Raw genomic sequence first — 21,222 nt, 5'->3', positions numbered from 1 at the left:
CCGGGCTCGCCGACCGCGGCGGGGGCCGTGCCGTTTCGTCACCGCAGCCGTGCCGTTTCGTCACGACACCGCCGTCGCCGCCGAGCATGCATCTCAACATTCAACACGTCCTGTCTCACATCCCGGCACGCTCATAGAGTGCCGGGGTGAACACGGAGCGAATACCGCGCAGTTGGCTGATGCTCGCCCTCGGCACCGGCGGCCAGACCGCCAGTACGACCGCGCTCTACGGCCTCGCCTACCTGATCCCCGCGTTCCGCACGGACTTCGGGGTGTCGCTGGCCGGGGCGGGGGCGCTCGTCTCGTGTCCGATCGTCGGGATCCTGCTCGGGCTGGTCGGGTGGGGTGTGGTCGCCGACCGGTACGGGGAGCGGCTGGCGCTGGGGGCCGGGCTGCTGGCCGCCGCCGCGGCGATGGCCGGCGCGGCCTTCGCGGACGGGATCCGGACACTGGGCGTCCTGCTGGTCCTGGCCGGGGCCTTCGGGTCCTCCGTCAACTCGGCCTCCGGTCGGCTGGTCATCGGCTGGTTCCCGCCGGACCGCCGGGGCGTCGCGATGGGGGTGCGGCAGGCCTCGCAGCCGCTGGGCACCGCCCTGGCGGCCGCCGCCCTGCCCCCGCTCGCCCAGCACGGCGGCCCGGCCGCCGCCTTCGGCCTGTGTGCCGTGCTGTGCGGCGTGACGGGGGCGGCGACGGCCCTGTTCGCGGTCGACCCGCCGCGCCCCGACCAGCCCGCGGGCGCCCGGTCCCCCGCCCCCTACCGGGACGGCGCCCACCTGTGGCGGCTGCACGGCGCAGCGGCCGCGCTGTGCGTGCCGCAGTTCGTGGTGACGGGCTTCGCGCTGCTGTTCCTGACCGGGTCGCGCGGCTGGTCCGCGGCGGCCGCCGGGGCCGTCCTGGCCGCCGTCAACCTGGCCGGTGCCGTCGTACGCCTCCTGGCCGGCTGGTGGTCGGACGCCGTGGGCAGCCGGATCCGGCCGATGCGGTGGCTGGCCGCGGCCACCGCCCTGGACCTGGTGCTGCTGGCCGCCGGGGCGGCCCGGGACTCCCCCGCCGGCACCGCCGCCCTGCTGCTGGCCTCGGCGCTGACCGTCAGCACCAACGGGCTGCACAACACCGCGGTCGCCGAGTACGCCGGCCCCGACTGGGCGGGCCGCGCCCTGGGCGTGCACGGGACGGGGCAGCACATCGCGATCGTCCTCGTCCCGCCGCTGACCGGTGCGCTCATCGCCGACCGGGGCTACCCGCCGGCCTTCGTGGTGGCGGCGGTGTGCGCGGTGCTGGCGGTGGCGCTGCTGCCCTCCGCCGACCGGGCCTCCCGTACGGCGTGGACCGGTCCGACCGCCGTCAGCCGCGCTTCGCGCGCAGGAAGCTCTGCAGACGCGCCCACGGCCAGGCGTTGACGACGTCGTCCTTCGTGAGCCAGCCGCGCTGGGCCGTGCCCACCCCGTACCGCAGGTAGGGCAGGTGCACGGTGGCGTGCGCGTCCGAGTCCACGGCGAACTTCACGCCGTGGCTCCTCGCCCGCAGGATGTCCTCGTCGCCCAGGTCGAGCCGCTCCGGATGGGCGTTGATCTCCAGTGCGGTGCCGGTGCGCGCGCAGGCTTCGAAGACCGCGTCGAAATCGGCGTCCACCCCGGGCCGCTTGCCGATCCGGCGGGTGGTGGGGTGCCCGATGACGGCGACGTACGGGTTCTCGCAGGCGCGGATCAGACGCCGGGTCATGGCCTGCCGGCTCTGCCCGAAGTGGGAGTGGACGGAGGCCACGCACAGGTCGAAGCCGGCGAGGAACTCGTCGGGCCAGTCCAGACTGCCGTCCGGGCCGATGTTGAGCTCCGTTCCGTGCAGCAGCCGCATCCTGCGCACGGTGCGGTCCAGGGCCCGGACCCGTGCACGCTGCTCGAGGATCTTCTCCTTCGTCATCCGCTGCATGGCGAGGTCCGGGGCGTGGTCGGTGACGGCGTAGTACGCGTACCCGCGCGCGGCGCCGGCGGCGACCATGTCCTCGAGGGAGGCGAGCCCGTCGGTGAGGTCGGTGTGGGTGTGCAGGTCGCCCTTGATGTCGGCCTCGGTCACCAGCTCGGGAAGGTCCCCGGCCAGCCCTGCCGCGATCTCCCCGCGGTCCTCGCGGAGCGTCGGCGGGATCCAGGGCAGGCCGAGCCGGGCGTAGATGTCCTCCTCCGTCTCGGAGGCGAGGTTCTCGCCGCTCTCGGCGTCGAAGAGCCCGTACTCGGACAGCTTGAGCCCGTGGCGTACGGCGAGTTCGCGCGTGCGGATGTTGTGCGCCTTGGAGCCGGTGAAGTACTGCAGCCCCGCCCCCCACGAGGCGGGCGGGAGGACGCGGAGGTCGACCTGGAGGCCGGCGGCCGTCCGGACGGAGGTCTTCTTCGCGCCGTGCGCGACGACCTCGGCCGTGACGGGAAGGCCGACGAGGGCGGTCATGAACGGCTCGGACCGGTCCGCCGCGACCAGGACGTCGAGGTCGCCGACCGTCTCCCGCATCCGCCGCAGCGAGCCGGCGTAGGTGCACCGCACGCAGCCGGGGATGCGGGTCAGCTGCGCGACGATCTCCTCGGCGATCTCCGTCGCCGCGTCCAGCAGGATGCGGTCGCCGGCCTGCCGGAGCAGGGAGATGCCGTGGAGGATGCTCTGCTCGGTCCGCTCGCCGAAGCCCTTCAGGTCGCGCAGCCGCTCCTCGTGCAGGGCGGCCTCCAACTCCGCCACCGACGAGATCCCGAGCTCCTGGTGGAGCACCAGGGCCTTGCGGGGGCCGAGCCCGGGGATGCGGGTCAGTTCGCGCACGCCGGGCGGGATGGCGGCCCGGGATGCGTCGACCTCGGGGATGCGACCGGTGCGCAGGTAGGCCTCGACCTTCTCGGCGATGGACCTGCCGACGTTGGGGATCTCCATGAGGCCCTTGGTGTCGAGCCCGGTGATGTCGGCCGGGTGGCCGCCGATGGCGCGGGCGGCCTTCTCGTACGCGCGCGCCTTGAAGGCGTCCGCCCCACTGATCGCGATCAGGTCGGCGTACTCCCGGAGCAGTGCCTCCACCTCTTCGTTGGCCCGGCCCATACCTCCAGGGTGCCCCCGCGGCGGCGCCGGGGCACGGCCGTACCGGCGTCGGGGCACAACCGTACCGCCGGCAGGCCCGGCCCGGCCGGCCCGCGGGGCCGGCACGCGCCTGCCGGCCGGGGCGCACGGGGCGTCAGCTCCCGGTGCCCTCCGCCGCCTTGGCCCGGAAGGTCTGGCGGTACGCAAGCGGCGCCACCCCGGTCGTCAGGGCCATGTGCCTGCGCAGGGACGCGCCGGTGCCCAGGCCCGCCTCCTCGGCGATCCGGTCCACCGGCAGGTCCGTGGCCTCCAGCAGGCGCCGGGCGTGTTCGATGCGCTGCCGGGTCAACCACTGGCCCGGAGTCATCCCGACCTCGTCGCGGAAGCGCCGCGAGAAGGTTCGCACGCTCATCCCCGCGTGCCGGGCCAGCTCCGCGAGTGCGAGGGGGCGGCCGAGCCGGCCCATGGCCCACTCGCGGGTGTCCGAGGTGCTCGTCCGCGCCGCTTCCGGCACGGGCCGCTCGATGAACTGGGCCTGGCCGCCCTCCCGCCACGGCGGGACGACGCACAGCCGGGCGACCCGGTTGGCGACGACGCTGCCGTGGTCGCGGCGCAGCAGGTGCAGGCACAGGTCCACGCCCGCGGCGACGCCGGCGGCGGTGAGGACCCGGCCCCCGTCCACGAACAGCACGTCCGCGTCCACCTCCACCCGGGGGAAGGCGCGCTGGAAGTGCTCGGCCTCGTTCCAGTGGGTGGTGGCGCGGCGGCCGTCGAGCAGGCCCGCGGTGGCCAGCACGTACGAGGCGGTGCACATCGAGACGATCCGCGCGCCGGCGGGCAGCCGGCCGAGGGCGGCGCCGAGTTCGGGGGGCAGCCAGTCGCGTTCCGCGGGGTCGCTGCCGTCGGCGCCGGGGCCGCAGACGAAGGGCGGGATGACGAGGGTGTCGGCGGTGGCGACCGCCTCGGCACCGTGTTCCACGGTGATGGCGAAGTCGGCGCTGGTGCGGACCGGACGGCCGTCGAGGCTGCAGGTCAGGACCTCGTACAAGGGCGTGCCGTCCGGGCTTTCGGCCGTCCCGAAGATCCGTACCGGGATGGTCATCTCGAACGGGTAGACCCCGTCGAGGGCCAGGACGACGACGCGGTGCATGCGCTCAGCAGTCATGGCCAGATGTTTGCAGATCATGGCAGTCCGGCCACTCGTTCCGCCGGATCCCGCCCGGCAACCTTGATCGCATGACGACGACGCCGAACACCGCGACCGCGACCCCGACCCCGATCTCGGCCCCGCAGATGCAGGCCGTGACCCAGGCCAGGTTCGGCGGCCCCGAAGTCCTCCGCCTGACCACGACCGACCGGCCCGTGCCCGGGCCCGCCGAGGTGCTCGTACGGATCCACGCCACGGCGGTCAATCCCACCGACGTGTGGCACCGCGCGACCGGCGGCCTCGCCGGCACCGGTGTGCCGCCCGTCCCGCTCGGCTGGGACCTGTCGGGCACCGTCGAGGCCGTCGGGATCGGCGTCACGCTCTTCCGGCCCGGCGACGAGGTGTTCGGCATGCCCCGACACCCCGCCCCCGCGGGCACGTACGCCGAGTACGCCACCTCCCCCGCCCGGCACCTCGTCCACAAGCCGGCCGCCCTCGACCACGTGGCCGCCGCCGCCCTCCCGCTGGCGGGACTGACCGCATGGCAGGCCCTCGTGGACACCGCCGACGTGCAGCCGGGACAGCGGGTCCTCGTCCACGCGGCGGCCGGCGGGGTCGGACACCTCGCCGTGCAGATCGCCAAGGCGCGCGGGGCGCACGTGATCGGCACCGCGAGCGCCGCCAAGCACGGCTTCGTCCGCTCCCTCGGCGCCGACGAGGCCGTGGACTACCGCACGACGGACTTCGCCGAGGCCGTCTCGGACGTGGACGTCGTCGTGGACACCATCGGCGGCGCGTACGGCCCGCGCTCGCTGCGCACCCTGCGCCCCGGCGGCCTCGTGGTCTCCCTCGCCTCCCCGGCCGAGGCGGCCCTGGCCGACGAGGCGCGCCGGCTCGGCGTCCGGGCCGTGTTCATGGCGGTGGAGGCCGACCGGGCGGGGATGCAGGCACTCGTGGACCTCGTCGAGCGGGGCGAACTCCGCCCGCATGTGGCGGAGGTGCTGCCGCTCGCGCAGGCGGCCGAGGCGCACGGGCGCTCCCAGTCCGGCCGCACCCAGGGCAAGATCGTCCTGACCACGGCGGCCTACACCCCCGCCGACGCCTGACCAGAGCCCCCTTCTCCCGTCCCTCCGTCCCCCCGACCTTCCGGAGTCCGTGATGACGACGTACGTACTCGTCCCCGGCGCCTGGCACGGCGCCTGGACCTTCGAACCCCTCGCCCGCGAGCTGCGCCGCGCCGGGCACGAGGCCTACCCGCTGACCCTGACCGGCCTCGGCAGCCGGAAACACCTGCTGACCGCCTCGGTCAACCTGGACACCCACATCGACGACGTGGTGAACCTGCTGGCCGACGAGAACGTGACCGACGCCGTCCTGGTCGGGCACAGCTACGGGGGAATGGTCGTCACCGGCGCCGCGGACCGGATGCCGGACCGCGTGAAGGGCCTGGTGTACGTGGACGCGATGGTGCCCGAGGACGGCCAGTCCACCTGGTCGCTGGTCTCGGAAAACGAACGCGCCTGGTATCTGGGCGGCACCGGCGAGAACGGCTACACCAGCGCCCCGCTGCCGTTCTTCGATCCGCGCACCACCCCGCACCCGCTGGCCTCGCTGCTCCAGGCGATACGGCTGGAGGGCGACCCGGGCCGCTTCGCCGCGAAGTCGTACGTCTACGCCACGCAGTGGCCGACGCCGTCGCCCTTCACGGACCTGTACGAGCGGCTCAGCAGGCTGCCGGAGTGGCGGACGCACGCCGTGGACAGCGGCCACAACGTGATGCGCGACGCGCCCGAGGAGCTGCTGAAGGTGCTCCTGGAGCACGGCTGACCCGGCCGGGGTCCGCGGCGGCCCGACGGCGCCCCGGCCGGGGGACACGTGCCGGCCCGGGGATACGCCCTAGCCTGGGGATGTGGGTGCCGACGCGGTCACGGTGTTCCTGTGCGGCGACGTCATGCTCGGTCGCGGCGTCGACCAGATCCTGCCCTGTCCCGGTGATCCGGAGCTGCGGGAGGGGTACGTCCGGGACGCCCGCGACTACGTGGGGCTGGCGGAGACCGTGAACGGGCCGCTGCCCGACCTGCCCGTCGGCTTCGACTGGCCGTGGGGGGACGCCCTCGGGGTGCTCGATGCGGCCGCGCCGGCCGCCCGCGTGATCAACCTGGAAACCTCCGTCACGCGCAGCGACGACTTCGCCCCCGGCAAGGCGGTCCACTACCGGATGCACCCGGACAACCTGCCCTGCCTGGCGGCCGCCCGCCCCGACGTGTGCGTGCTGGCCAACAACCACGTGCTGGACTTCGGCCGCCGCGGCCTGAGCGAGACGCTCCGTACGCTGTCCCGGGCCGGGCTGCGGACGGCCGGGGCGGGCGGCGACGCCACCGAGGCGGCCGCACCGGCCGCGGTCCCGCTCGGCGGCGGCCGCCGCCTGCTGGTGTTCTCGTTCGGGCTGCCCTCCAGCGGCATCCCGGCCGACTGGGCCGCGACCGAGAGCCGGTCCGGTGTGGCGTACGTCGCCGGGCCCGGCGCGGCGGCGGCGCGCGAACTCACCCGGCGGATACGGCAGGAGAAACGGCCGGGGGACCTCGCGGTGGCCTCGGTCCACTGGGGGTCCAACTGGGGTTACACGGTCCCCCGCGACCACACCGCCTTCGCCCGGGCGCTCGTCGACGGCGGCGCGGACCTCGTGCACGGCCACTCCTCGCACCACCCCCGCCCGCTGGAGCTGTACCGGGGCCGGCTGATCCTGCACGGCTGCGGCGACTTCATCGACGACTACGAGGGCATCAGCGGCTACGCGCAGTACCGCGACGACCTGCGCCTGCTCTACCTCGCCTCGCTGGACCCGGACACCGGCCGGCTCACCGGCCTCGGCATCACCGCCTTCCAGGCCCGCGCGCTGCGCCTGTGCCTCGCCACGGCGGAGGACTCCCGGTGGCTGCGGCAGCTCCTGGACCGGATCGGCACGGGCCTGCGCAGCCGGGACGACGCCTCCGGAGCACCGCACACCTGGACGCTCGTCCCGTCCTGAAGCGGCACACCGACCACCGTGCCGAAGTGACCGGCAGCCCGGTTGACGTGACGCGGCGGCAGGCACCGGCACCGCCCGGGCCTGCTGGTCCCGTCCGCACCGCGCGGGCACACTGATCACGCCGGGATCAGCGATCCGAGGAGACTCGATGCCCGAACCGTCCGCGCCGTCAGAGCCGTCCGCGCCGTCCGAGCCGCCCGAGCCGTCCGAGCCGCCCGCGTCTGCCGCGCCGTCCGCGTCTGCCGCACGTCCTGTACCGATCATCATCGACTGCGACCCCGGGCACGACGACGCCCTCGCGATCATGCTGGCGGCGGGCGACCCGGCCGTGGAGCTGCTCGCCATCACCACCGTCGCGGGCAACCAGACGCTCGCCAAGACCACCCTGAACGCGCGGCGGGTCTGCACGGTGGCCGGCATCACCGGGGTGCCCATCGCGGCGGGCTGTGACCGGCCGCTCGTCCAGCCGTTGGCGGTGGCCGACGACGTGCACGGCGCGTCCGGCATGGACGGTCCCGAGTTCCCGGAGCCGGCGGTGGACGTGGTGCCGGAGCACGCCGTGGACCTGATGCACCGGATCCTCAACGACCATCCGGAGCCGGTGACCCTCGTCCCGACCGCCCCGCTGACCAACATCGCCCTGCTGCTGACCCGTTACCCGCAGGACGCCGCCCGGATCCGCGAGATCGTCCTCATGGGCGGCTCGACGGAGCGCGGCAACCGGACCCCGGCCGCCGAGTTCAACGTCCAGACCGATCCGGAGGCCGCCGACATCGTCTTCCGCAGCGGCGTCCCCCTCACCGTGTGCGGCCTCAACGTCACCCACCAGGCGCTCGCCACCCCCGAGGTGGTGGCCCGGTTCGAGGCGCTGGGCACCGAGCTGGGCGGGATCTGCGCCGGACTGCTGACCTTCTTCGCGTCCGCCTACCGCGAGCTGTACGGGTTCCCGGACCCGCCGCTGCACGATCCGGTGGCAGTGGCCCGGGTGATCGACCCGGGGCTCGTGCACTGCGTGGACGCCAACGTCGTGGTGGAGCTCGCCGGCCGGTACACGCGGGGTGCGACCGTCGTCGACCTGCACGGCCGCACGGACCGGCCGGTGAACGCGCGGGTGGCGACGGCCCTGGAGGCGGACCGCTTCTGGGACCGGGTGCTCGCCGCGGTCTCCGTGCTCGGTTCCCCCGCCCCCTGACGGCCGCCGCGGGGCGGGAGGGGGTGGCGGCGGTACGGTCCCGGCCGCCGCCACCCCGCGGCCGTCACGCCCGGGCGCGGCCGCAGAACCCGCCTCCGTCAGGCGAGGGTGATGCTGTCGCCGGCCACGGTGATGCGGGCGGGCGCGAGCGGGCTGGTCGCGGGGCCGCCGGCCACCGAGCCGTCGGACACCTTGAACAGGCTCTGGTGGCAGGGGCAGACGATCTTCCCGTCCTTCACCGAGGCGACCGAGCAGCCCGCGTGCGTGCAGGTCGCCGAGAAGGCCTTGAACTGGCCCGCGGTCGGCTGGGTCACCACGACCTTCTGGTCCTTGAACACCTTGCCGCCGCCGACCGGTATGTCCGCGGTGCGCGCCAGGGCCTTCCCGCCGCCCGCGGGAGCCGGGGCCGCGGCCGAGCCGGCCGGCTGCGGGGCGCCCGCTTCGGAGCCGGCCGGTGCCGGGGCGTCCTGCGCGCCGGAGGCGTCGGAGCCGCCGTCGGCGCCGCAGCCGCTCAGGGCCGCTCCCGCCAGGGAGGCGGCGCCCGCCGCGAGGACCGTGCGCCGGCCTGTGGTGTTGCCCATACCGTGTCTCCTTCTTCGTCCCGGAAACGAACCGGGGCATCGTATGTCTCCCCGGCCTCAACAGGAACACGCCAATCCGCCGTGGCCGGTTCAACGCTCCCGCACATCGCATGCGTTCGAACCGCGCCGGGCCCCGCGCCGTGTGCAGCGTATGAACACCTCGACGAACGTCTCGACGAACACCTCGGCGAACACGTCGGCGAACACCGCGGCGCCCACGTTCACTTCCGCCGTGCGCGGGCACGCGGCCCGCCACGCCCTCCTGCCGCTGCGGCTCTTCCTCGGCCTCACCTTCGTCTACGCCGGCCTCGACAAGCTGACCGATCCGGTCTTCCTGTCCGCCGCCGGCGACGGCTCGATCGGGCAGCAGATGCAGTCCGTATGGGACGCGGCGGCCGTGCCCGGCTTGGTCGACCTGGCGCTGGGCGACCCGGTCGGCTTCGGCTTCGCCATGGCCATCGGGGAACTGGCCGTCGGGCTGGCGGTGCTCGCCGGCCTGCTGACCCGGGTCGCGGCGCTCGGCGGCGGCCTGATCTCGCTGAGCCTGTGGCTGACCGTCAGCTGGGCGGCGACCCCGTACTACTACGGCAACGACCTGGCCTACCTGATGGCGTGGACCCCGCTGGTGCTCGTCGGCGCACCCGCCCTGTCCCTGGACGCGGTCCTGCTGCGGCGCCGCCGACGGCTCGCCCCGGCGGCCGGGCCGGACGTGCAGAGCGGGCCCCGCATCTGGCGCCTCCCGGAGCAATCCGGGAGGCGGGACGTGTCGACCGCGGCGCGGGACCTGTCCGCCGCGGGGCGGAACCTGTCCGCCCGGGTGTGAAGCGGGGCACCGCCGGCCGTGCGCTCGCCCGTACGCGGCCCCGCTCCCGCGCCGTACGCGCGCCGCGTTGCACGGGTGTGCCCCAGGGGGCAGGGTCGAGGAGGCGGTCGCCGGCCGACAGGGAGGGCCGGGGCCGACGGCGACACGGACGAGGAGCCAGGATGCCGATTGCCACGGTCAACCCCGCGACGGGGGAGACGGTCCGCACCTTCGACACGCTGGGGCCCGACGGCATCGAGCGGTGCCTCGCCGATGCCGCGCGCGCCTTCGACGCGTACCGCAGGACGGGCTTCGCCGAGCGGGCGACGCTGCTCCAGCGCGCCGCCGACCTGGTGGAGGGGGACAACGAGGACATCGCGCGGACCATGACCACCGAGATGGGCAAGCCGCTGGCGGCGGCCCGCGCCGAGGCCGCGAAGTGCGTGAAGGCCATGCGGTGGTACGCGGAGCGCGCCGAAGGCCTGCTCGCCGACGAGGTGCCCGCGGACTCCGACGTCCGCGACAGCGGGGCCGCGGCCGTGCGCGCCCACTACCGGCCGCTCGGCGTGGTCCTCGCCGTCATGCCGTGGAACTTCCCCCTCTGGCAGGTCGTACGGTTCGCCGCCCCCGCCCTGATGGCGGGCAACGTCGGCCTGCTCAAGCACGCCTCGAACGTTCCCCAGACGGCCATCTACCTCGGCGACCTCTTCGAACGGGCCGGCTACCCGCACGGCTGCTTCCAGACCCTGCTGATCGGGTCCGACGCCGTCGAGGGAGTCCTGCGCGACCGCCGGGTCGCCGCGGCCACCCTGACCGGCAGCGAGCCGGCCGGCCGCGCGGTCGCCTCGGCGGCGGGCGACGAGGTCAAGAAGACGGTCCTGGAGCTGGGCGGCAGCGACCCGTACGTGGTGATGCCGTCGGCGGACATCGCGCGGGCCGTCCGGACGGCGATCACCGCGCGGGTGCAGAACAACGGGCAGTCGTGCATCGCCGCCAAGCGGTTCATCGTGCACGCCGACGTGTACGACGAGTTCGCGGAGCGCTTCACCGCCGGCATGGCGGCGCTGCGCGTCGGCGACCCGATGCTGGAGAGCACCGACGTCGGCCCGCTCGCCACCGAGAAGGGCCGCGCCGATCTCGAGGAGCTCGTCGACGACGCGGTGCGCGGCGGTGCGGAGATCCTGTGCGGCGGGCGCCGGCCGCCGGCGCTGGAGCAGGGCTGGTACTACGAGCCCACCGTGCTCGCCGGCATCACCCCGGACATGCGCATCGACCTGGAGGAGACCTTCGGGCCCGTCGCGACGCTCTACCGGGTGGCGGACCTCGACGAAGCGGTGGCGCGCGCCAACCACACGCCGTTCGGGCTCAGCTCGAACGTGTGGACGCGCAACGACGAGGACGTCGCGCGGTTCGTCCGCGACCTCCAGGCGGGCGGCATCTACGTCAACGGCATGACCGCCTCGCACCCCGCCCTCCCGTTCGGCGGCGTCAAGCGGTCGGGCTACGGCCGGGAGCTGTCCGGGCACGGGATCCGCGAGTTCTGCAACGTCACCACGGTCTGGCAGGCGGCCGGCTGACCCGGGCCCGCCCCATCCCCCCTCACCCGCCCGACCGCAGCCGTTCTGCTGAACCACGGCCCGCGCAGGCGTCGGGCGGGCGCCGAGGGGGCACGCAGCACGGGTGAGTCCTCTCGAACTGCGTCCGGCGATCGCCGACGCCCGCACCGCCCGGTCCCGGCGGGCGCTGCTCGCCGGCTGTGTCGGCAACCTCGTCGAGTGGTACGAGTTCGGTGTCTACGGCTGCCTCGTCACCGTCATCGCCGACAACTTCTTCGCCACCGGCGGCCCGGCCGGCGGCGCCGGGGCGCTCGTCGCGACGTACGCCTCCTTCGCGCTCGCGTTCTTCTTCCGGCCCGTCGGCGCCCTGCTGTTCGGGCGACTCGGCGACCGTGCCGGCCGCCGGCCCGCCCTCGTCGCGTCCGTCACCGTCATGACCCTCGCCACCACCGCGATCGGGCTGCTGCCGACCCGGGACGCGATCGGTGTGGCCGCCCCCGTCCTGCTGACCGTCCTGCGGGTGCTGCAGGGGCTTTCGGCGGGCGGCGAGTTCGGCGGTGCGGTCTCCCTCATGACGGAGCACGCTCCCCCGGGCCGCCGCGGCCTGCACGGCGCGTTCCAGTCCTTCACCGTCGCGCTCGGCCTGCTGGCCGGTGCCGGCACGGCGGCGCTCCTCGCGACCGTGCTGCCGACCGCGGCCCTGTACGGGTGGGGGTGGCGGATCCCGTTCCTGCTGGCCCTGCCGCTCGGGGTGGTGGCCCTGTGGCTGCGCACCAGCGTGACGGAGCCACCGGCCCCCGCCCCGGCCGCCCCGGTCGCCGGCGCCGGCCCGGATCCCGCGGGCTGGCTCCCGCCCGTCGGGGCGCCGGGCCGGGGACCGCTGGTGCACGCCGTCGTGCTCGGCATCGGCCGGGTCATGGGCTGGTCGGCGGCCGGCTACACCTTCCTCGTCGTCCTGCCGACCCACCTGCAGGCCGTCCTGGGCACGTCCGTCCGGGACGCCCTCCTCGCCACCGCCCTCGCCAACCTCGGCTTCGCGGCGGCCATCCTGCCCGCCGGGGCCCTCAGCGACCGGATCGGCCGCCGCCCGGTGATGGTCTTCGGGGCCCTGTCGGTGGTCCTGCTCGCCCTGCCGCTGCTCCGCCTGCTCCAGTCGCCCGCGGCGGCGCCGGGGGCCAAGGCCGGGGCGGTGCTGCTCGCCGGGGCCCTGGTGGGCCTGCTGGCCGGGCCGGGGCCGGCCATGCTCGCCGAGATGTTCCCGCGCCGGATCCGCTGCACGGGCCTGGGCGTGGCCTACGCCCTGGCCAACGCCCTGTTCTCCGGGTGTGCGGGCCTCGTCATCACGGCGCTGACCGCCCGGACCGGCAGCCCGGACGTGCCCGCCTTCTACGCGGCCGGGGCGTGCGCGGTGAGCGCCGCCGCGCTGCTGACGCTGGGCGGCGAGGACCACCGGGAGCCGCTGCGATGAGGGTGGTCGGGCTGATGTCGGGGACCTCGTACGACGCCATCGACGCCGCGGCCGCCGACCTGGAGCTGTCCGGCGGGCACAGGGACGGGGGCGACCACGGGGACGGGGACGGCGGCACCACCCTGCACCTGACCCCGCTGGGCATGGTCAGCGACCCGTATCCGGACGAGGTCCGCGGCGCCCTCGCCGCCGCCCTGCCGCCCGCCCGCACCACCCTGGCCGAGGTCTGCCGCCTGGACATGCGGATCGGGCAGACCTTCGCCACCGTGGCGGCCCGCGCCGACCGCGAGCTGTGCGCGGGTCGTGCCGAGCTGATCGCCTCGCACGGTCAGACGGTGTTCCACTGGGCCGACGCCGGCCGCGTGCACGGCACCCTCCAGTTGGGCGAGCCCGCCTGGATCGCCGAGACCAGCGGCTGCCCCGTCGTCTCCGGGTTCCGGCCGCGGGACGTGGCGGCGGGCGGGCAGGGCGCGCCGCTGGTGAGCCTCGTCGACCTGATGCTGCTGCGGGGGCGCCCGGGGGTGCCCGCCGCCCTGAACATCGGGGGCATCGCCAACCTCACGGTGCTGCCCTGCGGCGGTGAGCCGATGGCCTTCGACACCGGGCCGGGCAACGCGCTCGTCGACGCCGCCGTCCGCGACCTGACCGGCGGGCGGCTCGCGTACGACGAGGACGGCGCGCTCGCCGCTGCGGGACGGGTCCACGAGCCGCTGTTGGAGAGGCTGCTCGCGGAGCCGTACTACCGGCTGCCGCCGCCCCGGACCACCGGGAAGGAGCTCTTCCACGCGGGCTACCTGCGGGCCGTCCTGGCGGGGTGCGCGGGACCGGCGCCCTCGCCGCAGGACCTCGTGGCCACGCTGACGCGGCTGACCGCCCGCACGGTGGCGGCTGCGCTGCACCCGCTGCGGGCCACCGAGGTCTTCGCGTCGGGCGGAGGGGTCCGCAACCCGGTGCTGATGGGGATGCTCCGCGAGGAGCTGGCGGGACGCACGGCCGTGCGCGGTTCGGAGGAGCTGGGCCTGCCCGCGGCGGCGAAGGAGGCGTACGCGTTCGCCGTCCTCGGTTACCTCACGCTGCACGGGCTGCCGGGCAACGCCCCCGGGTGCACCGGGGCCGGCGGGCCGCGGGTGCTGGGCTCGATCACCCCGGGCCGGCGCCCGCTCCGGCTGCCCGCGCCCCCGGCCCGGGCGCCGCACGCGCTGGTGGTACGGGGGCCGTGAGCACGGGCCGGGCGTGGTTCAGGGCGCGGGGGCCGGTTCCAGGAGGTGGGGGCCGTTGTTGCGGACGCTGTTGACGGCGGTCGTGACCGGGCGGACCTCCAGCCGGCCGTCCGCCGGGGTATGGAGCAGGGCGCGCAGCGCGTCGACGTCCTGGTGCGCGGGGTCGAGCCAGGCCTCGTAGTCGCCGGGGTCCAGGGCGAGCGGCATGCGGGGATGGATCCGGCCGGCCGCGTCGACGGCCTCGGTGGTGATGATCGTGGTGGTGGCGAGCCAGGCGTCCGGGTCGTCCTCGGCGGTGACGGCAGGGTCGCGCCAGAACTCGTACAGTCCGGCCATGGCCATCACCGAGGCGTTCTCGGGGGCGATGAAGTACGGCTGCTTGTACGCCTTCGCCGTGGCGGTGGCGGGCACGGATTGCCATTCGTAGAAGCCGTCTGCGGGCAGCAGGCAGCGGCGGCGGGTGAAGGCGCGGCGGTACGCCGGCTTCTCGTGGACGGTCTCCATCCGTGCGTTGATCATCCGGGCGCCGCCGGAGGCGTCCTTCGCCCAGGAGGGGACCAGGCCCCAGCGGAGGGGGCGCAGTCGGCGCACGAGGGTGCCGCTTTCGCGGTCGGGGCGTTCCAGGACGGCCCAGACCGGGTCGGTGGGGGCGACGTTCCAGCTGGGTGCGAGCGTCTCCCGGGGGTCCCAGGCGGCCTCGAACAGGCCGGCGAGGTCCTCGGGGGCGCGGGAGGAGGCGTAGCGTCCGCACATGACGTCCACTGTGCCACCTCGGCCCGCGCAGTCGGCGCATGCGGGGCGCGTCCGGCGCCGCGGGCGCGGGGAACAAGGAGGGGTACGTGCCCGCAGCCGCCGGGGCGACCGCCCGGGCCGCTCACCGCAGGCGGCCGCCGTCTCCAGCGTAGGCCGAGCCGGCCCGGGCCGGTACCGGGCGGTGCGGTACGAAACCCGGCGGGCTGTCGACGGGCGCAGCGGTCGGGCCGTCCCGGAGGGTGCCGGAGCGTGCCGGACGGCTACGAGACGAACTCCGAGTCGCCGTAGCGGATCTTCGCGGTGGTCCAGTCGACGCCGAGCCGGTCCGCGAAGCGCCGGGCCAGCGGAAGGTCGGCGAGCGGGGTGACGAGGAGGAGCCGTCCGTCGAGGGCCACCGAGCCGCCGCCGAGCCGGTCGCGGGCCTCCGGGTCAGCGAGCAGCGCCTCGCGCAGCGCGGTCGCGGAGACCCCGGGCGCCTCGATCTCGGCGGCGTCGGTCCGGGGCGAGGTGCGCGGCAGGCAGCGGAAGGTGAGGACGGCCTCCTGCGCGTACTCCTTGCGCACGGTGTCGGCGAGGTGGCGCAGGCCTGCGGCGCCGACCCGGTCGACGTCGAACTTCCGCGAGCGCTCGTAGGTGGCCCGCTTCAGGTCGACGGACCAGAACACCCCGTCCAGCAGGGTCGACCCGGCGGGGCGCGCGCCGTGCGCACGGATGACGGCCCGCACTTCGCGGTCGAAGCGGTGCAGCCGGTCCTCCAGCCGGGGGTCGTCCGGGTCCGTGATGACCGCCGTGTTGTTCGTCGCGAAGAGCTCCCCCGCCGGGCAGTCCCGGGTCTCGGGGGCCGCCTGGGCCGGTCCGGCGCCCACCGCCCCCAGCACCAGCACCCCGACCGCCACCAGCACGCCCAGCCGCCGTCCCATGCCCGGACCCTCCGTTCCCCTCGGCGCCGTACGCCCGCCGCCCGCTCGGTGGCGGCGCGCCGGGCTCACCGTACGGGCGGGGAGGCCCCCGCGGGCGGCAGTGCGCCGCCGATGGCCGAGACCTGTCGCGATCCGCCCCCCTGTGGGTGACACGGGCGGCGGGTCGCGGCCCGTGTACCGGGTCAGCGGGTCATGGCCTGGCCCCCGATGTCCGCCGCGCCGGCGAGCTGGCCCTCCCACCACGCCTGCGCCGCGGCCCCGTCCATGTCCGACCAGGCGGGGGTCCGCTCCACCTGGGCCCGCCCCAGCCTGCGGGCCAGTGCCACCATCTCCCGGCCCGCCGCGCCGCGGGCGGCCCGGTAGCCGTCCAGCAGCCCGTCCCAGCTCCCGGCCCCGCGCCAGGCCGCCTCGAAGGCGCTGGCGTCCTGGAGGGCCTTGGCGGCGCCGCTGGTGTTGTGGGGGCGCACCACGCTGGCGGCGTCGCCGGCGAGGAGCAGCCTGCCGGACGCGATGCGGTCGGTGTGCAGGTCGTAGATGGGCTGGACGTGGGTGTTCTGGCGCTCCGTCAGTGCGAGGATCCGCGCCCAGTACGGCGGGAACCCGCTCTCCAGCAGCTCGGCCAGGTGGGCGGTGAGCTCGTCGGTGACCCGGCCCGGCGGGAAGCTGGTGGGGTCGTCGAACGGCAGGGGTCCGGTCCGCGGGGGCGTGGCGTACAGCACCCAGTTGACGCGCGGGCCGTCCGGGCCGGGGATGCGGTAGACGACGCAGCTGCCGCCGGGGAAGCAGACGGTGGTGACGGCGTCGCCGGGCCCGTGCTCCACGCCGGCGTCCGCGAGGCGGCGGACGTCGACGTTGCCGCGCCAGCACACGTACCCGGCGTACTGCGGGCGGGATCCGGGGCAGACGGCCTCGCGCACCACCGACCGGTATCCGTCGGCGCCGACCACCAGGTCGTACCGTTCGGTGCCGCCGTCCGCGAGGGCCACCTCGGCCTGCTGGCCGCCTCCGGCGGCCCCGTCGGCCACGGCGGTGACGGTGGCGCCCTGCCGGTAGGCCACCCGGTCCGGGGTCGCGTCGCGCAGCCCGCCCCACAGCAGGCCCCAGTGGTAGGAGTGGAAGGGGAAGGGCTGCTCCCAGAAGAGGCGGCCGCCCGGTCCGGCGTCCGGGTCCCGGACCACCCACCGCCGCCGGGTCAGCGGATGCGCCGCGATACCGGCGGGGAGGGCGCCGACGGCGGCCAGCTCGGCGGCGCGGTCGTCGTGGATGCACAGGCCGACGCCGCGGTCGGCGAGCAGGCCCCGGGTGCGTTCGAGGACCTGCACCTCGTCGGCGCCGGCCCGGACCGCCGCCGAGGCGAACGCACAGCCCGCGATGCTCCCGCCGACCACCGCGACCCTGCCACCCCGCATGGTTGCCCCTTTCGCGCCCGTCCCGGATCCGGGCCGCCACCCTAGGCGGGGGCGGCCCGGTGACGGTCGGTTTTCGGACGTCCCGGCGTGCTGGCGCGGTGGGTGGGGGGTCAGCCGGCCAGCGCGGCCGATACGACCGACCGGGCCTCCTGCTGGACGCGGCTGAGGTGGTCGGCGCCGAGGAAGGACTCGGCGTAGATCTTGTACACGTCCTCGGTGCCGGAGGGGCGGGCCGCGAACCAGGCGTGCTCGGTGGCCACCTTGATGCCGCCGATCGCGGCGCCGTTCCCGGGCGCGTGCGTCAGGACGGCGGTGACCTGCTCCCCCGCCAGGGTGTCGGCCGTGACCTGCTCGGGCGACAGGCGGGCGAGGACCGCCTTCTGCTCCCGGTCGGCGGGGGCGTCGATGCGGGCGTACGCGGGTTCGCCGAAGCGCTCGGTGAGGCGGGCGTACCGCTGGCTGGGGGTCTGCCCGGTGACGGCCAGCATCTCCGAGGCGAGCAGGGCCAGGATGATGCCGTCCTTGTCGGTGGTCCACACGGATCCGTCGCGGCGCAGGAAGGAGGCGCCGGCGGATTCCTCGCCGCCGAAGCCGAGGGTGCCGGCGGACAGCCCGCCGACGAACCACTTGAATCCGACGGGTACTTCCACCAGTTCGCGGCCGAGGTCGGCGGCGACCCGGTCGATCATCCCGGAGGAGACCAACGTCTTGCCGACCGCGGCCCGCTGCGGCCACTGCTCGCGGTGGCGGTAGAGGTAGTCGATGGCGGTGGCCAGGTAGTGGTTGGGGTTCATCAGGCCGCCGTCGGGAGTGACGATGCCGTGCCGGTCGGCGTCGGCGTCGTTGCCGGTGGCGATCTGGAACCGGTCGCGGCCCTCGATCAGGGAGGCCATGGCGTACGGGGAGGAGCAGTCCATGCGGATCTTGCCGTCCCAGTCGAGCGTCATGAACCGCCAGGTGGGGTCGGTGTGCGGGTTGACGACGGTGAGGTCGAGGCGGTGCTCCTCGGCGATGCGCTGCCAGTACGCCACGGAGGCGCCGCCCAGCGGGTCGGCGCCGATGCGCACGCCCGCGGCGCGGACGGCGTCCAGGTCGAGGACGGAGGGCAGGTCGCGGACGTACGCGCCGAGGTAGTCGTACGTACCGGTGGTCGCGGCGGCCCGGGCGCGGGCGTACGGCAGGCGGCGGACCTCCTTCAGGCCGCCGGTGATGATCTCGTTGGCGCGGTCCTGGATCCAGCCGGTGGCGTCGGAGCCGGCCGGTCCGCCGTGGGGCGGGTTGTACTTGAAGCCGCCGTCCGCGGGCGGGTTGTGCGAGGGGGTGACGACCACGCCGTCGGCCAGGCCGGAGGTGCGGCCCCGGTTGTGGGTGAGGATGGCGTGCGACACGGCCGGGGTGGGGGTGTAGCCGTCGGCGCTGTCGACGAGGACGGTGACCTCGTTGGCGGCGAACACCTCCAGGGCGGTCACCCGGGCGGGCTCGGACAGCGCGTGGGTGTCCGCGCCGAGGAACAACGGCCCGTCGATGCCCTGCTGCGCCCGGTACTCGCAGATGGCCTGGCTGGTCGCGGCGATGTGGTCCTCGTTGAACGCGGTCGCGAGGGAGGAGCCGCGGTGCCCGGACGTGCCGAAGGCGACGCGCTGGGCGGGGTCCGCCGGGTCGGGGTGCAGGGCGTAGTACGCGGTGACGAGCCGGGCGACATCGATCAGGTCGTCCGGGCCCGCCTGCTGCCCTGCTCGTTCGTTCGGCATGTGCCGGCTCCTCCGTACTGGTCCAAAGAGAACAACACCGGCCATTGTGTCGTCCCGGGACCCTGCCCGCACAGGCGGCCCCCGGCCGTGTTCCCGCCCCGCGGCGACCGTCGGCGCCCCGGCTCCCCCGCCCCCGGGGCGGTCCGGGACCGGCGGCCGCGGGTCAGCGGCCGGGGCTCAGCCCGGCGAGTTCGCGGTGCAGGACGGCCAGGCGGGCCTCGACGGCCGCGACCACGGCGTGCTCACGCTGCGTCAGCTCCCGCAGCGCTTCGCGGACTTCGGTGTCCGGAGCCCCGTCCGCCCACGGTGCGACGGTGCGGCGGCAGACGGTGCTGTCCTGGTGCTCGCCGAGCGCGTCGTGCAGCGCGCCGAGGACCCGCAGCGGGTTCCGGAGCAGCCCGGGGTACGCGCGGGCCACGCTGCGGCCGGTGTCCAGTACGGGTTTGGCGGCCTTGCGCACCTCGTGCAGCTCGTCCGCCCGGACCTCGGGGTCCGCGATGGCCGCGGCCGCGGCGAAGTCCTCGGCCAGCGCGGGCCAGGCCGCGCAGAACCAGTCGCCGAACCCCCCGGCGGCGCCCTGCGGGACCGGGGCGTCGGCCCTGGCGTCGAGCTCGGCGACGAGGGACCGGTAGCGGGGCCCGTCGAGTGCGGCGAGCAGCTCGCGGCGGGCCGGGCCGCGCGACTCCTCCAGGCGCAGCAGCGTCCAGCGGGCCGGGCGGCCGGCCATGGGGGCGTGTGCCGCGATCCGGTGGGCCGTCTCGTCGAAGTGCCGGACGCGGCCCAGGTGTTCGTTGAGCCAGGTGAACTCCTCCGGGAGCCCGCCGGGCCGTGCTCCGGGAGCTGCGCCGGACGCGGCGCCGGCGGGGGTCCCCGCGGCCGGTGCCGTGGCCGGCGGCACCGGTGTGCCCGACTGCTCCAGGGCGTGCCAGACGCTGCGCAGCCGGCGCGAGGCGGTCCGCATCACCTTCACCGCCCCCGGCCGGTCCCGGCGCACGAGCGGTTCGCGCGAGACCAGCCTGTCCCGTTCCCGCTGTACGTACGCGCCGACGGCCGCCGCGGCCTGCACCCTCATCAGCGTTCCTTCCCCCAGGTGGCGTGCGCGCCGGCCGGCCGGTCCGGGCCGGAGCCGCCCATGGTGGGCACGGTCTACCCGAGGGGAGCCGTGGCGAAAACCGGGCGCGGGCACTGCCCCCGATCGGGTCACGGCGGTGATGGCCGGGTGACGGTGGCGGCGGCCGCGGTGACGGGCCGCCGCCCGATCCCGTCCGTTACTCGATGACGAGCTCGACCGGGATGTTGCCGCGGGTCGCCTTGGAGTAGGGGCAGACCTCGTGCGCCTGCTTGACCAGCAGGGCGCCCGTCTCGCCGGCGAGGGACTCGGGGAGCTCGACGCGCAGGGTGACGGCCAGGCCGAAGCCGGTGCCGTCCTTGCCGATGGAGGTCTCGGCGGTGACGGACACCTCGCCGGTGTCGACCTTCGCCTGGCGGCCGACCAGGCCGAGGGCGCTGGCGAAGCACGCCGCGTAGCCGGCGGCGAAGAGCTGCTCGGGGTTGGTGCCCTGGCCGTTGCCGCCGAGCGCCGGGGGCATGGCGAGCGCGAGGTCGATCTGGCCGTCGGAGCTGACCGTGCGGCCCTCGCGGCCGTTGGCGGTGGCGACGGCGGTGTACAGCGCGTCCATCGGGGTTCCTCTCGCGGTGGTGGTTCCTCGTGCCGGCCGGTGTTCGTGTCCGGCCGACGTCCACTACTAGAGCACACAATTTAGTTGTGCACAACTGAATGACTCGCAAGGCGCGCCCGGTACACTGGCCGGCATGAGCGAGCAGCACACCGAAACCCTCCGCGACGAGGACTTCCTCCGCCTGGACGGCCAGATCTGCTTCGCCCTGAACGCGGCGAGCCGGGCCTTCGGCGGCGTCTACCGGGTGATCCTCAAGGACCTCGGCCTGACCTACCCCCAGTACCTGGTGATGCTGGTGCTCTGGGAGCACGGCACCACTCCGGTCAAGGAGCTCGGCAACCGCCTGCGCCTGGATTCGGGGACCCTCTCCCCCCTGCTCAAGCGGCTGGAGGCCGCCGGGCTGATCCGCCGCGAGCGCAGCACCGAGGACGAGCGCTCCGTCCACGCCGTCCTCACCGAGGCCGGTACGCAGCTGCGCGCCCGCGCGGTGGAGGTCCCGCGCCGCATCGCCGCCGCCACCGGGTTCGACCTCGCCGAGATGCGGGACCTCCAGACCCGCCTGCACCGCCTCACCGCCGCCCTGGACGCGGCCGCCCTGGAGGTGTGACCGAGGAGACCGGAGCCGCCGGAGCGGGCGGGGCGCGGGCAACCCGCGCAAACCGCTTCCC

At 75.4% G+C, this 21,222-nt stretch carries 18 protein-coding genes and 1 pseudogene; 10 read left to right on the top strand and 9 right to left on the bottom strand.

What is annotated here, in order from left to right; genetic code table 11:
* Positions 1 to 146: 146 nt before the first annotated feature.
* Positions 147 to 1,400, top strand: coding sequence for an MFS transporter (locus ACFVGY_RS07740; protein ID WP_385672627.1), 1,254 nt, complete (start codon positions 147 to 149; stop codon positions 1,398 to 1,400).
* On the opposite strand, the gene polX is transcribed toward ACFVGY_RS07740, so the two are convergent.
* Together polX and ACFVGY_RS07730 are read right to left on the bottom strand one after the other, a co-directional pair.
* Positions 1,345 to 3,069 (bottom strand): DNA polymerase/3'-5' exonuclease PolX, encoded by a 1,725-nt coding sequence (polX, locus tag ACFVGY_RS07735; protein ID WP_385672624.1) that lies wholly within the window; start codon positions 3,067 to 3,069, stop codon positions 1,345 to 1,347. The genes ACFVGY_RS07740 and polX overlap by 56 nt on opposite strands.
* Positions 3,070 to 3,202: 133 nt before the next feature.
* Positions 3,203 to 4,213: a GlxA family transcriptional regulator gene (locus ACFVGY_RS07730; protein WP_385672621.1), complete on the bottom strand. Its 1,011-nt coding sequence runs from the start codon at positions 4,211 to 4,213 to the stop codon at positions 3,203 to 3,205.
* A gap of 71 nt (positions 4,214 to 4,284) precedes the next feature.
* Here ACFVGY_RS07730 and ACFVGY_RS07725 point away from each other — a divergent pair, with 71 nt between their 5' ends.
* From ACFVGY_RS07725 to ACFVGY_RS07710, 4 genes are all read left to right on the top strand, one after another.
* Entirely contained in the window at positions 4,285 to 5,301 is a 1,017-nt protein-coding gene (locus tag ACFVGY_RS07725; RefSeq protein WP_385672619.1) for an NADP-dependent oxidoreductase, read from the top strand.
* Positions 5,302 to 5,353: 52 nt separating this feature from the next.
* On the top strand, positions 5,354 to 6,022 hold the full coding sequence (locus tag ACFVGY_RS07720; RefSeq protein WP_385672616.1) for an alpha/beta fold hydrolase: 669 nt from the start codon (positions 5,354 to 5,356) through the stop codon (positions 6,020 to 6,022).
* Between the two features lie 82 nt (positions 6,023 to 6,104).
* Positions 6,105 to 7,223 carry a CapA family protein gene (locus ACFVGY_RS07715; RefSeq protein WP_385672613.1) on the top strand — a complete coding sequence of 373 codons (1,119 nt, stop codon included), beginning with the start codon at positions 6,105 to 6,107 and terminating at the stop codon, positions 7,221 to 7,223.
* A gap of 304 nt (positions 7,224 to 7,527) precedes the next feature.
* Positions 7,528 to 8,415: a nucleoside hydrolase gene (locus ACFVGY_RS07710; protein ID WP_385672861.1), complete on the top strand. Its 888-nt coding sequence runs from the start codon at positions 7,528 to 7,530 to the stop codon at positions 8,413 to 8,415.
* A gap of 98 nt (positions 8,416 to 8,513) precedes the next feature.
* Here the strand turns inward: ACFVGY_RS07710 and ACFVGY_RS07705 are convergent, their stop codons facing one another.
* A complete protein-coding gene (locus tag ACFVGY_RS07705; RefSeq protein ID WP_385672610.1) occupies positions 8,514 to 8,996 on the bottom strand; it encodes a Rieske (2Fe-2S) protein in 483 nt (160 codons plus the stop codon).
* A 151-nt stretch (positions 8,997 to 9,147) separates the two neighbouring features.
* Between ACFVGY_RS07705 and ACFVGY_RS07700 the strand changes: the two are divergent.
* The 4 genes and pseudogenes from ACFVGY_RS07700 to ACFVGY_RS07685 all read left to right on the top strand — a co-directional run.
* Positions 9,148 to 9,681 (top strand): annotated as a pseudogene (locus tag ACFVGY_RS07700) (DoxX family protein); the annotation flags it as partial.
* 299 nt (positions 9,682 to 9,980) lie between these two features.
* Positions 9,981 to 11,375, top strand: a complete 1,395-nt coding sequence (locus ACFVGY_RS07695) for an NADP-dependent succinic semialdehyde dehydrogenase (protein ID WP_385672607.1) — start codon at positions 9,981 to 9,983, stop codon at positions 11,373 to 11,375.
* Positions 11,376 to 11,478: 103 nt separating this feature from the next.
* Positions 11,479 to 12,822 carry an MFS transporter gene (locus ACFVGY_RS07690; RefSeq protein WP_385672604.1) on the top strand — a complete coding sequence of 448 codons (1,344 nt, stop codon included), beginning with the start codon at positions 11,479 to 11,481 and terminating at the stop codon, positions 12,820 to 12,822.
* Entirely contained in the window at positions 12,819 to 14,042 is a 1,224-nt protein-coding gene (locus ACFVGY_RS07685) for an anhydro-N-acetylmuramic acid kinase (protein WP_385672601.1), read from the top strand. Before ACFVGY_RS07690 ends, ACFVGY_RS07685 begins: the two co-directional genes overlap by 4 nt.
* Before the next feature lie 18 nt (positions 14,043 to 14,060).
* Here the strand turns inward: ACFVGY_RS07685 and ACFVGY_RS07680 are convergent, their stop codons facing one another.
* From ACFVGY_RS07680 to ACFVGY_RS07655, 6 genes are all read right to left on the bottom strand, one after another.
* Complete coding sequence (locus tag ACFVGY_RS07680) at positions 14,061 to 14,795, bottom strand: SOS response-associated peptidase (RefSeq protein WP_385672598.1); 735 nt, start codon at positions 14,793 to 14,795, stop codon at positions 14,061 to 14,063.
* 260 nt (positions 14,796 to 15,055) lie between these two features.
* Positions 15,056 to 15,715 carry a hypothetical protein gene (locus ACFVGY_RS07675; protein WP_385672595.1) on the bottom strand — a complete coding sequence of 220 codons (660 nt, stop codon included), beginning with the start codon at positions 15,713 to 15,715 and terminating at the stop codon, positions 15,056 to 15,058.
* Positions 15,716 to 15,897: 182 nt separating this feature from the next.
* Positions 15,898 to 17,124 (bottom strand): FAD-dependent monooxygenase, encoded by a 1,227-nt coding sequence (locus ACFVGY_RS07670; RefSeq protein WP_385672592.1) that lies wholly within the window; start codon positions 17,122 to 17,124, stop codon positions 15,898 to 15,900.
* A 110-nt stretch (positions 17,125 to 17,234) separates the two neighbouring features.
* Complete coding sequence (gene pgm / locus ACFVGY_RS07665) at positions 17,235 to 18,875, bottom strand: phosphoglucomutase (alpha-D-glucose-1,6-bisphosphate-dependent) (protein ID WP_385672590.1); 1,641 nt, start codon at positions 18,873 to 18,875, stop codon at positions 17,235 to 17,237.
* A gap of 163 nt (positions 18,876 to 19,038) precedes the next feature.
* Positions 19,039 to 19,947: a CHAD domain-containing protein gene (locus tag ACFVGY_RS07660; protein ID WP_385672587.1), complete on the bottom strand. Its 909-nt coding sequence runs from the start codon at positions 19,945 to 19,947 to the stop codon at positions 19,039 to 19,041.
* Positions 19,948 to 20,143: 196 nt separating this feature from the next.
* Positions 20,144 to 20,554 carry an organic hydroperoxide resistance protein gene (locus ACFVGY_RS07655; protein ID WP_179173396.1) on the bottom strand — a complete coding sequence of 137 codons (411 nt, stop codon included), beginning with the start codon at positions 20,552 to 20,554 and terminating at the stop codon, positions 20,144 to 20,146.
* A 133-nt stretch (positions 20,555 to 20,687) separates the two neighbouring features.
* Between ACFVGY_RS07655 and ACFVGY_RS07650 the strand changes: the two genes are divergently transcribed.
* Positions 20,688 to 21,161, top strand: a complete 474-nt coding sequence (locus ACFVGY_RS07650) for a MarR family winged helix-turn-helix transcriptional regulator (protein WP_385672584.1) — start codon at positions 20,688 to 20,690, stop codon at positions 21,159 to 21,161.
* The last annotated feature ends 61 nt before the right edge of the window (positions 21,162 to 21,222 follow it).

It is taken from the genome of Streptomyces sp. NPDC127106, from assembly GCF_042677605.1.
Taxonomy (GTDB): Bacteria; Actinomycetota; Actinomycetes; order Streptomycetales; family Streptomycetaceae; genus Streptomyces.
This window is presented reverse-complemented; position numbering and strand designations above follow the sequence as displayed.